The organism is Vibrio sp. MarTm2 (assembly GCF_027587055.1).
Taxonomy (GTDB): domain Bacteria; phylum Pseudomonadota; class Gammaproteobacteria; order Enterobacterales; family Vibrionaceae; genus Vibrio; species Vibrio sinaloensis_D.
Genome location: NZ_JAPPTK010000001.1, coordinates 625,812 through 637,912 on the forward strand (window position 1 = coordinate 625,812; position 12,101 = coordinate 637,912).

General features: G+C 45.7%; 10 protein-coding genes and 2 tRNA genes. 9 read left to right on the forward strand and 3 right to left on the reverse strand.

Annotated elements, in window-relative coordinates; all coding sequences use genetic code 11:
* Position 1 precedes the first annotated feature (1 nt).
* The 6 genes from OH458_RS02920 to OH458_RS02945 all read left to right on the forward strand — a co-directional run bounded on the left by OH458_RS02920 (position 2) and on the right by OH458_RS02945 (position 4,756).
* Entirely contained in the window at positions 2 to 781 is a 780-nt protein-coding gene (locus OH458_RS02920; RefSeq protein WP_269977209.1) for a septal ring lytic transglycosylase RlpA family protein, read from the forward strand.
* A gap of 88 nt (positions 782 to 869) precedes the next feature.
* Positions 870 to 2,048, forward strand: a complete 1,179-nt coding sequence (locus tag OH458_RS02925) for a serine hydrolase (protein ID WP_269977210.1) — start codon at positions 870 to 872, stop codon at positions 2,046 to 2,048.
* Positions 2,049 to 2,187: 139 nt separating this feature from the next.
* Entirely contained in the window at positions 2,188 to 2,466 is a 279-nt protein-coding gene (gene ybeD / locus OH458_RS02930) for a DUF493 family protein YbeD (RefSeq protein ID WP_008081427.1), read from the forward strand.
* Between the two features lie 177 nt (positions 2,467 to 2,643).
* The gene (gene lipB / locus OH458_RS02935) at positions 2,644 to 3,297 is read left to right on the forward strand and encodes a lipoyl(octanoyl) transferase LipB (protein WP_038215536.1); all 654 of its coding nucleotides are present in this window, start codon (positions 2,644 to 2,646) and stop codon (positions 3,295 to 3,297) included.
* A gap of 23 nt (positions 3,298 to 3,320) precedes the next feature.
* Complete coding sequence (gene lipA / locus OH458_RS02940; RefSeq protein WP_005476922.1) at positions 3,321 to 4,286, forward strand: lipoyl synthase; 966 nt, start codon at positions 3,321 to 3,323, stop codon at positions 4,284 to 4,286.
* A gap of 140 nt (positions 4,287 to 4,426) precedes the next feature.
* Complete coding sequence (locus tag OH458_RS02945) at positions 4,427 to 4,756, forward strand: hypothetical protein (RefSeq protein ID WP_005476920.1); 330 nt, start codon at positions 4,427 to 4,429, stop codon at positions 4,754 to 4,756.
* Positions 4,757 to 5,014: 258 nt separating this feature from the next.
* On the opposite strand, the gene glyA is transcribed toward OH458_RS02945, so the two are convergent.
* A complete protein-coding gene (glyA, locus tag OH458_RS02950) occupies positions 5,015 to 6,265 on the reverse strand; it encodes a serine hydroxymethyltransferase (RefSeq protein WP_039476476.1) in 1,251 nt (416 codons plus the stop codon).
* Positions 6,266 to 6,629: 364 nt separating this feature from the next.
* Between glyA and OH458_RS02955 the strand changes: the two genes are divergently transcribed.
* Complete coding sequence (locus OH458_RS02955; protein ID WP_038139746.1) at positions 6,630 to 7,229, forward strand: YitT family protein; 600 nt, start codon at positions 6,630 to 6,632, stop codon at positions 7,227 to 7,229.
* Between the two features lie 56 nt (positions 7,230 to 7,285).
* Here OH458_RS02955 and vexH read toward each other — a convergent pair whose 3' ends face one another.
* Both vexH and OH458_RS02965 read right to left on the reverse strand, forming a co-directional pair.
* Positions 7,286 to 10,408, reverse strand: coding sequence for a vibriobactin export RND transporter permease subunit VexH (vexH, locus tag OH458_RS02960; RefSeq protein WP_269977211.1), 3,123 nt, complete (start codon positions 10,406 to 10,408; stop codon positions 7,286 to 7,288).
* A gap of 2 nt (positions 10,409 to 10,410) precedes the next feature.
* On the reverse strand, positions 10,411 to 11,478 hold the full coding sequence (locus tag OH458_RS02965) for an efflux RND transporter periplasmic adaptor subunit (RefSeq protein ID WP_269977212.1): 1,068 nt from the start codon (positions 11,476 to 11,478) through the stop codon (positions 10,411 to 10,413).
* 268 nt (positions 11,479 to 11,746) lie between these two features.
* On the opposite strand from OH458_RS02965, the gene OH458_RS02970 reads away from it, so the two are divergent.
* Both OH458_RS02970 and OH458_RS02975 read left to right on the forward strand, forming a co-directional pair.
* A tRNA-Tyr gene (locus OH458_RS02970) sits at positions 11,747 to 11,831 on the forward strand.
* A gap of 118 nt (positions 11,832 to 11,949) precedes the next feature.
* Positions 11,950 to 12,034, forward strand: a tRNA-Tyr gene (locus tag OH458_RS02975).
* Positions 12,035 to 12,101 lie beyond the last annotated feature (67 nt).

Sequence of the window (12,101 nt, forward strand, 5' to 3'; positions counted from 1 at the left end):
TATGACAAACAAAAAACTGCTGGCATTGGCTTGCACGAGCATTCTATTGGTAGGCTGTTCTTCTGCGCCGTCTAAACGCTACTCCCTGGATGATGACGTCGCACCTGAGAAACCTATCTCTGTTGATCATATTGAAGACGCGGTCCCGCAATATGAACCTTACAGTTTAGGCGGGAACAAAGATTACACGCTGCGCGGCAACCACTACACCATCATAAAAGACAGCACAGGCTTTACCGAGCAAGGCATCTCTTCTTGGTACGGAAAAAAATTCCATGGCCACCTAACTTCGAATGGTGAGATCTATGACATGTATTCCATGACAGCGGCACATAAAACCTTACCTTTGCCAAGCTATGTGGAAGTGACCAACCAAGACAATGGCAAAAAAGCCATCGTCCGTGTCAATGACCGAGGTCCTTTTCACCCTGGACGCATCATAGATTTAAGCTACGCCGCCGCCACTAAACTCGATGTCATCAAAACGGGTACAGCGAATGTGTCGATTCGTGTCATCAAGGTCGACAAACCAACCGAAGCCCATAAACAACAAGCGTTGCCAAAGTTTGTTGTGCAAGTTACTTCATCACAGCATTCACAGCGTGTCCAAACTTTGGCACAAGAGCTGGGACAAAAACTTGCGGTTGAGAGTTATGTAGGGTCTGAAAATGACGTCCATCGAGTACTTTTAGGACCATTTAATGACTATATGCAAACTCAAAAAACCTTAGAACAAGTAAAAACACTTGGTTATTCGAGTGCATTTATTAAATCCTTGTAGAGTTAATTCTCCAAGCCACTAGACGACACTAGCTTGAGAGAGTGATTCTGTTAAGATATGGACAGTTAAAGATAAACCTGTAGTCAATATGAAAAAAACAACGCTAATTAAATCCGTTTTTGCGTCTTCTATTGCGCTTTCTGCAACCTTCGCAACTTCTGCCATCGCAACACCTATTGTTGTGCCAGACGCCCCTCAGATCGCCGCCAAAGGCTACGTGCTAATGGACTTCCATTCAGGCAAAGTCTTGGCTGAGAAAGAGATGAATACCAAGCTGTCTCCGGCTAGCTTAACCAAAATGATGACCAGTTACGTCATCGGCCAAGAGCTTGAGCGCGGTAACATCTCACTGCAAGACGATGTGACTATCAGCAAAAATGCTTGGGCGAAAAACTTCCCAGATTCTTCGAAAATGTTCATTGAAGTCGGTACCACAGTCAAGGTTGAAGACCTGAACCGTGGCATCATCATTCAATCGGGTAACGATGCTTGTGTCGCAATGGCTGAGCACATTGCTGGCTCTGAAGATGCCTTTGTTGATTTGATGAACGCATGGGCAGACACCATTGGCATGAAAGACACCCACTTTGCCAATGTGCATGGTCTAGACAACCCAGATCTTTACTCAACGCCTTACGACATGGCGTTGCTTGGTAGCGCGCTTATCCGTGATGTGCCAGACGAGTACCGCATCTACTCAGAAAAGAAATACACCTACAACGGCATCACCCAATACAACCGCAATGGTCTGCTTTGGGATAAGAGCATGAACGTTGACGGCATTAAAACTGGCCACACAAGTAATGCCGGTTACAGCCTAGTGAGCTCGGCAACGGAAGGCAAAATGCGTCTTGTTGCGGTTGTGATGGGCACAAAGAATGCGAATGCTCGTAAATCAGAAAGCAAAAAGCTACTGAGTTACGGCTTCCGCTTCTTTGAAACAGTGGCACCACACAAAGCAGGCGAAACCTTCGTCGAAGAAAAAATCTGGATGGGTGACAAAGACATGGTTGCCTTAGGTCTTGATCAAGACACCTACGTCACGCTACCTCGCGGCCAGGCGAAAAACCTAAAAGCCAGCTTCGTACTTGAAAAAGAGCTAAAAGCCCCAATTAGTAAGGGTGATGTTGTTGGTAAGCTATACTATCAACTAGAGGGCAATGATGTTGCTGAGTACCCGCTTCTTGCACTTGAAGATGTAGAAGAAGGTAGTCTATTTAGCCGTCTTTGGGATTACATTGTTATGCTGTTTAAGAGCTTCTTGTAATTCTTGATGAATTCATCGAAAAAGCCGCTCAATGCGGCTTTTTTTATCACATGAGCCTCATGGCTGATGTATTGAGATTTAACGTTATTAGCAGTACTATTCCGCGCTGCGAAGAAACCTGTTCAACTTGGAGTGTCCTATGCTGACTATTAACTCAGACGCAAAACTGAAAGACCTGCTCGAGTTCCCATGCTCATTCACCTACAAGGTTATGGGCTATGCAAAACCAGAACTGCCAGAAAAGGTTCTTGAAGTGATCCAACGCCATGCTCCAGGTGATTACAGCCCAGTTGTAAAACCAAGCGCAAAAGGCAATTACCATTCCGTGTCAGTAAATATCACTGCCACGTCGATCGAGCAAGTTGAAACCCTTTACAAAGAACTGGGTGAAATCGATATTGTTCGCATGGTTCTATAATTTTTTGAGAACTTCAATTTTTTTTGAAAGCAGCGAAAGCTGCTTTCTTTTTAGATATCAAGTAGATAATAATCCTGCAAAATCTCTAGGGTTAAAAATGTGTTACTGGTATATAGTTGATTCTGTTGATCCAGTTTATAATCTCCCCCACTTTATGAATCGACGATAGGATCAGCGATGCAAAACCAGCTTGTAGTCAAGTATCTCGGCCGACAAGATTATCAACCAATCTGGCAAGCCATGCATGATTTCACTGATACTCGAACTGACGAAACGCCTGATGAAGTTTGGCTTGTAGAGCACAACCCAGTCTTCACTCAAGGCCAAGCAGGTAAAGCAGAGCACCTTTTGAATACAGGTGATATTCCGGTCGTTCAAAGTGACCGCGGTGGTCAAGTGACCTACCATGGTCCAGGCCAACTTGTGGCCTATTTTTTGATAAACCTTCGTCGTAAAAAATTAGGGGTTCGAGATTTGGTTACTCATATAGAGAACCTAGTGATCAACACCCTAAAACATTACAATATTGAATCAGCAGCACGACCTGACGCCCCAGGCGTCTACGTTGACGGTAAGAAAATCTGCTCTTTGGGTTTACGAATCCGTAAAGGCTGCTCATTCCATGGTCTCGCTCTAAACGTCAATATGGATTTGAGCCCATTTCTGCGCATCAACCCATGTGGTTATGCCGGAATGGAAATGGTTCAAGTCAGCCAATTAGGTGGACCAGAAGATATAGAGCACGTTGAAAGAACCTTAGTCGATGAACTGGTAACTTTGCTAGGTTACGAGCAAGTTGAATTCAGCACAGAAGCTCCTTCTGTACGATAAGAAGTAAAGAGAAGCAAAGAAGCATGAGTAAACCAATCCAAATGGAAAAAGGCGTCAAGTATCGCGACGCTGATAAGATGGCATTAATTCCTGTAAAAAATATGCCTACCGAGCAGAAAGAAGTTCTGCGCAAACCCGACTGGATGAAGATCAAGCTACCAGCAGATAGTCAGCGCATTCAAGACATTAAGTCCGCAATGCGTAAAAACAACCTGCACTCAGTTTGTGAAGAAGCCTCATGCCCTAACCTTGCTGAATGTTTCAACCACGGTACTGCTACCTTTATGATTTTAGGTGCGATCTGTACCCGTCGCTGCCCTTTCTGTGATGTTGCCCACGGTCGCCCACTGGCACCAGAAGCGGAAGAGCCGAAGAAACTGGCGAAAACCATTCAAGACATGAAGTTGAAATACGTGGTAATCACTTCTGTTGACCGCGACGACCTTCGTGATGGTGGTGCGCAGCACTTTGCTGACTGTAACCGTGAAATCCGTAAGCTAAACCCGAACATTAAGATCGAGACGCTGGTTCCTGATTTCCGTGGTCGTATGGATGTGGCGCTAGAGCTACTAAAAGACAATCCACCAGATGTCTTTAACCACAACCTAGAAACCGCTCCTCGTCTGTACCGCAAAGCTCGCCCTGGCGCGAACTACAAATGGTCTTTGGATCTACTGAAAAAGTTCAAAGAGCAGCACCCTGATATTCCGACTAAGTCTGGCATCATGATGGGTCTTGGTGAGACCAAAGAAGAGATCATTGAAGTACTGAAAGATCTTCGCGAACATGGCGTTACTATGCTGACACTAGGGCAATACCTTGCACCAAGTCGCCACCACCTACCGGTTGAGCGCTACGTGCCGCCTTCAGAGTTTGATGAGCTAAAAGAGATCGCACTCGAACTTGGCTTTACTCACGCCGCTTGTGGTCCATTTGTCCGCTCCTCTTACCACGCTGACCTTCAAGCGCAAGGTGTAGAAATTAGCTAATCTAGAAGATAGATTGATTGAAAAGCTGACTGAATAGGTCAGCTTTTTTTTATCGTCCCTTGAATGAGACAGCGCACTTCTATAGGCTTACTCTACAAACATGATAAACCTGTCTCAGGGAACTTCGCCAAGGATCTAATATGAAAAAATTGGGATTAGCTGCTGCTATCGTACTAGCGGCATTAACCGCTGGCTGTGCTTCAAACACTAAGCAAGACAATTTCCGTGAAGCCTCTTTCGAACTTTGTAATACAGAAGTTGATATCTATTCAGTAAGTGATGATGGCCGCGTAAGAATTGTCTGTTCAGACGGTTCTAAGTTCGCCTTAAACAGTGAAGAGACGCTAGAAACCATGCGCGATATTAATATCGACTACTGTGACGGCGAAGGTCTCGGTAAGTTTAACGAAAGCAGAAAATACTACTCGTTCAAGTGCAAATCAGGAACATTACTGAGCATTTCAAAATAAGCTCGGAACACCGTTACTGAAAGGGTTGATGTAAAAACATCAGCCCTTTTTTGTTTTATGTATCATCTTCAAGAGATTCCCTACTCGCTCCTTCGTCACTCTATGGAATGACAAAAACCCAAGATCAAAAAAGGGCTCAATGAGCCCTTTCAACATAGTTTTCAAAGTAGATGGACGAAATTCAAGGAGCTCACACGGAGTTTGCGCTAGCAAATGAGTATGTTCGACACAGAAGTTCGTTCACTCTACGAAGAAAAATTAAGCGTAAACTGGTAGACGCTTACAGATCTCGAGTACTTTAGCTTTCGTTGCTTCGATAACTTCCTCGTTGCCGATGTTATCTAGCACGTCACACATCCAGTTTGCTAGTTCAGTTGCGTCTGCTTCAGTGAAACCACGACGAGTGATTGCTGGAGAACCAATACGGATACCTGAAGTCACGAATGGGCTACGTGGATCGTTTGGCACTGAGTTCTTGTTTACTGTGATGTTTGCCGCGCCTAGTGCTGCGTCTGCATCTTTACCAGTGATGTCTTTGTCGATTAGGTCAACCAGGAACAGGTGGTTTTCAGTACCGTTAGAAACGATTTTGTAACCACGCTCTTGGAACTGAGCCACCATCGCTTTTGCATTCTTCACTACGCGAGCTTGGTACTCTTTGAACTCAGGTTCCATTGCTTCTTTGAACGCTACCGCTTTACCAGCGATTACGTGCATTAGTGGACCACCTTGACCGCCAGGGAATACTGCTGAGTTCAGCTTCTTGTACATCTCTTCGCCAGCGTTAGAAAGGATTAGACCACCACGTGGACCCGCTAGTGTTTTGTGCGTTGTTGTAGTCACAACGTGCGCGTGTGGTACAGGCGTTGGGTAAACACCTGCAGCGATAAGGCCAGCAACGTGCGCCATATCTACGAATAGCCAAGCACCTGCTTTGTCTGCGATTTCACGCATGCGAGCCCAATCGACGATTTGAGAGTAAGCTGAGAAACCACCGATGATCATCTTTGGTTTGTGCTCTAGAGCAAGTTGCTCCATTTCATCGTAGTTGATTTGGCCAGCTTCATCGATACCGTAAGGAATAACGTTGTAGTGCTTACCTGAGAAGTTGACTGGTGAACCGTGAGTCAGGTGACCACCGTGCGCTAGGCTCATACCTAGAACTGTATCGCCTGGATTCAGAAGAGCCATGTAAACAGCGCTGTTTGCTTGAGAACCAGAGTGTGGCTGTACGTTTGCGTATTCACAACCGAAAAGCTCACATGCACGATCGATAGCAAGAGCTTCTGCTTTATCAACGTACTCACAACCACCATAGTAGCGCTTGCCTGGGTAACCTTCAGCGTACTTGTTTGTTAGCTGAGAACCTTGAGCTTCCATTACACGTGGGCTGGTGTAGTTTTCTGAAGCGATAAGTTCAATGTGTTCTTCCTGGCGAAGAGTTTCTTCTTGGATTGCTGCGAACAGTTCCGCATCGTAATCTGCGATGTTCATATCACGCTTTAGCATCTGTATCTCCTGACTCAGATTAAGACTTTAAAATTGCAAAAAAACTGATTTCTGACCTAAATACCGACGTTTTTACCTGACGCAAACGTTTGCATTAAGCTAATGACGCGCATTCTACATAATTTGATCTAGGTCATAAAGAGAAAATTCAAATTTTTCTCATGCAGTTTTTTCATAATGATTTACGAGAATCGTCATGTTGGCACTTTTTACGGCTCGTACTGAGCTAAGTGTCAAATCTATCCTTTACACCCCGTAAAACGATGATTACATAGGTTTACCTTAAATTTCCCTCTCAAGCTACCGAAATCCTTATTTTTTAAATAGTATGCACGCCATTATTTACTGGTTAAATTTCAAATTGATGGAAAAACACTCAAGAAAGGAAGACTGGGTCGCAATTTTAACTGGCACGTTTTTAGTTGCTCAGGGCGTCTTCTTCCTGCAATCCGCTTCATTACTGACTGGCGGAACCACTGGCTTAGCGTTACTGGTTAGCCAATTTGTATCGATTTCATTCGGTACACTCTATTTTATTGCTAACTGCCCATTCTATTTATTGGCGTGGAAACGATTTGGCGCTCGATTCGCCTTCAACAGTGCAATTTCTGGCGCTTTGGTTTCAGTTTTTGCTGACCATCTCTACTTGGTGATTAGCTTAGACACGATCAATGAGGTGTACTGCGCGGTCGCGGGTGGACTGTTGATGGGATTAGGCATGTTGATTTTGTTCCGCCATCGCTCAAGCCTTGGGGGATTCAATGTCTTGTGTCTCTTTATTCAAGACAAGTTTGGCATTTCGGTGGGTAAGTCTCAGCTTGCTATCGACTTTTGTATCTTAATTGCCTCTTGCTTCTTTGTATCAATCGAAGTCATTGGTCTATCGATTCTTGGCGCTATTGCTCTAAACCTTGTACTAGCAATGAACCATAAGCCAACTCGCTACTCTGTGAATTACGGTTAATTACCACGGCTCATAAAATTAAGGGTTGATGCATCGGCATCAACCCTTTTTCTTTTTTAGTTCAACTCACCATGGGAGCTTCGAGCTTTCACATCGTGGCTAAGCTCTCGGTTAAGCTCTGCCTCTACGTGTCCCGGAGCCTGTGTACTTGCCGAAATCAATCGGTACATCGCAGGAATCACAAACAAGGTTACGAGCGTCGCAAAAGCCATCCCGAAGAAAATAACCGTACCGACAGCCACTCGGCTTTCATAGCCCGCGCCCGTCGAAACAATCAAAGGAATCGCTCCAGCAAGCGTCGTAAACGCAGTCATCATGATTGGACGCAAGCGGCGAGCCGACGCATCCAAAATGGCTTTTTCAAACTCGATCCCTCTATCTCGAAGCTGGTTAGCAAACTCAACGATTAAGATACCGTTTTTGGTCACCATACCGATCAGCATGATCATACCGATTTGGCTATAGATGTTGAGCCCCTGCCCCATCAAGAATAATCCAAGGAATCCACCAAACACGCCCATAGGAACCGTGAACATCACCACCAGCGGGTTAATAAAGCTCTCAAATTGAGCAGCAAGAACCAAGTACGCCACCAGCAAAGCCAAGGCAAAGACCACTAAGATGCTCGATTGATTCTCTTTGTAATCTTTCGACTCTCCCGAATAACTGACGGAAATATCCCCCGGAAGTAACTCAATCGCTTGCTGATCTAAAAAGTCGAGCGCTTCGCCCAGCGTGTAGCCATCGGATAAGTTGGCCGTAATCGTAATCGCCTTTTGCTTGTTGTAGTGCGATAGGCGAATCGATGAAGCCACCTCTTCAATCTTGGTCACAGCATCAAGAGTGACTAATTCGCCAGAAGCAGTGCGCATGTAGATTTGGCTTAAATCCGCAGCGTTGTTAAAGCTGTCTTCGTCACCTCGCAAGTAAACATCGTACTCTTCACCACGTTCAACAAACGTAGTTTCACTCTTACCACCAAGCATAATCTCCAGCGTGTCGGAAATATCCGAGACTCGAATACCAAGCTCTGCTGCACGCTGCTTATCCACTGTGACAACTAACTCAGGCGTTTTTTCCGAGTAATTGATGTCTGCACCTTCCATGTAAGGCGACTCTTCCGCTAAACGCTCTAATTTTTCCGCCCACAGTTTTAACTCAGGGTAATCACTGCCGCCTAGTACAAATTGAACCGGCTCACTCGAACCGCCTCGGAATCCCGGCATAAATGGGAAGACGCGCACATCAGGGATACCAGTCAACGCCTTCCGGACTTGGCCTAGCGCCTGCTGCGCGGTGACATCACGGTCATTCCAGTCTTCTAAGATCATGATCACGAAGCCCGTTTGGTCACCAGCGTTTCCCCCAAAGGCAGGCGATTGAATACTGAACGACTTCAAGAAACCTTGACCAAGCAAAGGCATTAAACGCTTTTCAACAATATCCATATTCGCCGACATGCGGTTATAACTGGTGGCATCGGCACCGCGAACAAAAGCAAAGATTACCCCGCGGTCTTCCGATGGTGTGAGCTGTGCTGGCACTTGCTGCATTAACCCCCAACTGCCGCCAATACAAGCGAGGATGACAAGCGGTGCTGCCCATTTCCAATTTAGTGCCGATCGAAGAACCTTACGATAACCAGATTCCAGATGACCAAACATACGGTCAATAAATAGGTTGAAGCGGTTCGGTTTTACGTTAGCTTTTAGAAGCTTGCTACCCAAAACTGGCGTCAACGTAAGCGCAATTAGTGATGAGAAGATCACCGACATTGCCAGCAATACAGAAAATTCAGTAAATAGCAGACCGACCATACCATCCATAAAGGAGATAGGCAGAAACACCATGACAAGTACCAAGGTGGTTGCGATTACAGCAAAGCCTACCTCACGGGTACCTTTGTACGCAGCGAGTAACGGCTTTTCACCATTTTCGATATGGTGGAAAATGTTCTCGACCACAACGATTGCGTCATCGACAACCAGACCGATTGACAGAATCAACGCCATCAAGGTGATAAGGTTGATTGAAAAGCCAAAGTAATACGCGGCAATAAAGGAAGAAATCAAGGATACTGGCACAGTCACCGCAGGAATCAGGGTTGCCCTTGCTTGGCCAATAAAGATGTACAGAACAAGGATCACCAATCCGCCAGTAATAAAGAGCGTGCTATATACTTCAGCAATCGAGCGCTCAATGAATACGGTTGAGTCGTAGTCAATGGCTAAACGCGTTCCTTCCGGCAAAAATTGTTGAATGTTCTCGACTTCGGTATGGACTCGGTCAGCAACTTCCAGCGGGTTGGCATCGGATTGAGGCACGATCCCCATGCTCACGTTGACTACGCCATCACTTTTGAAAGTGGAGTTTTCGTTTTCTGCACCGATGTAAACGTCTGCGACATCTCTTAAATAGATTGGTGAGTTATCACTAGCACGCTTAACCACCAAGTATTCAAAATCTTCGGCTTGGTTATAGCTACGCGCTGTACGTACCGACATCACAATCTGGTCGTTGCGTACTTCACCACCTGGGCTTTCAATATTTTCACTGCGCAGCGCTGAAGTTATGTCAGAGGTAGTGACGCCGCGACCAGCCATTTGTTCAGGCTTGAGCTTAACGTACATCACTTTGTACAAACCGCCCGAAATGTCCACCGAGCTCACACCTGAGATCAAGCTAAAGCGATCCATCAAGACACGCTCAACATAGTCGGTAAGCTGAGTGCGGTCCATTTCAGAAGAGCTTAAATTGATATAGAGCGAAGCCTCACCCGAACCATTATTCTTAAACACAACGGGATCGTCAGCTTCATCAGGTAACGATCGCTGGGCACGAGCAACGGCATCACGGACATCACTGACACCGGTATTTAAGTCGTAGCCTAAATCGAAAGTGATGGTAATCCGAGACATGCTGTTGCGGGTGGTCGAGGAGATTTCATCAATACCGCTTATCCCCGATAACTGGTCTTCCAGCACCGAGGTGATTTGGCTTTCGATGATGGTGGCAGATGCCCCCTCATAGCGGGTACTGATCGAGACGACTGGGCTTTCAATGTCAGGCATCTCACGCACAGCCAACTTACTGAACGACACAATACCAAACACGCACAGCAGCAAACTAAGCACCAGTGCAGCGACTGGTCTTTTCACAGACACATCAGAGAGCAACATGACTATTTGCCCTCTTGATTATTTGGCTCGCCTTTAGGACGTCCATCACTGCCTAGTTCGGCGACCGTCACACCGTTTCGCATGTTTACAATGCCTTGAACAACAATCTTGTCACCGATAGATAATCCGTCTTCAATCACAACTAGGTTATCAACGCGAGCGCCCAAAATGACTTGGGTTCGAACCGCTTTGTTGTCTTCACCAACGACGTAGACGTAACGCTTGGTTCCAGAGTACTCAAGCGCCTGAACAGGAATAATAGGCGCTTCAATCGCTGGGAAATCCATATCCGCAGACACCAACATCCCCGGCTTTAGCTTTTGCGCGACGTTTTCGAAGTGAATACGAACGCGCAAGTTGAGCGTTTCTTGATTGATGCGAGAGTCAATCCCCACCACTTCACCTTCAAAAACCTCACCTGGCCATGCTGCAGTGGTGGCTTTTACTTGCATCCCTTTGCTCAACTGAGACAAATAACGCTCTGGTACTTGCAGATCGAGCTGCATCACAGACAAATCATCAAGCGACAGCAGCTCAGAGCCAGCGCTGACAAGCTTGCCGCGGCTAAAATCAATAAAACCCACCGTTCCGGCGAAAGGTGCGCTGATGTGAAGGTCTTTCAAACTGGCGTTAGCGGCATCCAATCTTGCTTTGGCGATGTCCACACTCGCTTTTTGCGCATCAATTTCGGTTTGGGTAATAGCGTTACGCTTCACCAGACGCTCAAATTCTTTCAGCTTACGTTGCTCATCTTTGAGATACGCTTGCGCCTCTGCGACAGCCGCTCGCGCTTTATCATCATCAAGTTGAATCAATAGCTGACCTTTTTGGACATTTTGATTCGCTTTAACGGCAATCACATCAACCTTTCCGGAAGTTTCCGGCGCGATAATCACCGACTGATCCGCGGCTAATTTGCCGACAAGGGAAAGAGATTGAGAAACTTGATGCGTTTTCACTTGCTCAGTCACTACGGTGACACTCGATGGTCCTTGTCTGTTGGCCATCACAGAAGGAGAGGCGGTGATAATCGACAAGGATAATAGACTCAGAACAATTTTGTTTTTCATGTTGGTATTCTGCATAAATTAACTCTGTTTATTGTATCCCTTTATACGCAACTGGAACGTCAAGTAATGTAAAGAGGAATAAATATTATGTAAGCAAAGCCGTTGATTGTTTGAGCTTAATGGTCATTTCCTACCACCTTTGCCCAAAAAGGCACCATTCGATTCAAAATTATAAGAAAACGCTTTACAGCTTGAGCGAGTTTGCTATGATTCGCTCCGCACTTGAGAGTTGTGTTGGGAAAACAAAACTTAAGTATAAAAATACCCTGGAGGGGTTCCCGAGTGGCCAAAGGGATCAGACTGTAAATCTGCTGGCACTGCCTTCGATGGTTCGAATCCGTCCCCCTCCACCATATTTATTCTTGTGACTTTTTAGGTGAATAACCTTTTAATAAGTTGTGAGAAAAACTTGATTAACGTGTTGGGAAAACATTAGTCAAGCTATTCTGTAAAAAGAATAGAAAACACCCTGGAGGGGTTCCCGAGTGGCCAAAGGGATCAGACTGTAAATCTGCTGGCACTGCCTTCGATGGTTCGAATCCGTCCCCCTCCACCATATTTTCTCTATGATAGAGAACAGCTTGATTGACGTGTTGGGAAAACATCAATTAAGGATAAAAATA

Bases quoted from the DNA above. Each gene is read 5' to 3' on its own strand.
- OH458_RS02920 (WP_269977209.1), top strand. From the start codon at position 2: ATGACAAACAAAAAACTGCTGGCATTGGCTTGCACGAGCATTCTATTG.
- OH458_RS02925 (WP_269977210.1), top strand. From the start codon at position 870: ATGAAAAAAACAACGCTAATTAAATCCGTTTTTGCGTCTTCTATTGCG.
- ybeD (WP_008081427.1), top strand. From the start codon at position 2,188: ATGCTGACTATTAACTCAGACGCAAAACTGAAAGACCTGCTCGAGTTC.
- lipB (WP_038215536.1), top strand. From the start codon at position 2,644: ATGCAAAACCAGCTTGTAGTCAAGTATCTCGGCCGACAAGATTATCAA.
- lipA (WP_005476922.1), top strand. From the start codon at position 3,321: ATGAGTAAACCAATCCAAATGGAAAAAGGCGTCAAGTATCGCGACGCT.
- OH458_RS02945 (WP_005476920.1), top strand. From the start codon at position 4,427: ATGAAAAAATTGGGATTAGCTGCTGCTATCGTACTAGCGGCATTAACC.
- glyA (WP_039476476.1), bottom strand. From the start codon at position 6,265: ATGCTAAAGCGTGATATGAACATCGCAGATTACGATGCGGAACTGTTC.
- OH458_RS02955 (WP_038139746.1), top strand. From the start codon at position 6,630: ATGGAAAAACACTCAAGAAAGGAAGACTGGGTCGCAATTTTAACTGGC.
- vexH (WP_269977211.1), bottom strand. From the start codon at position 10,408: ATGTTGCTCTCTGATGTGTCTGTGAAAAGACCAGTCGCTGCACTGGTG.
- OH458_RS02965 (WP_269977212.1), bottom strand. From the start codon at position 11,478: ATGAAAAACAAAATTGTTCTGAGTCTATTATCCTTGTCGATTATCACC.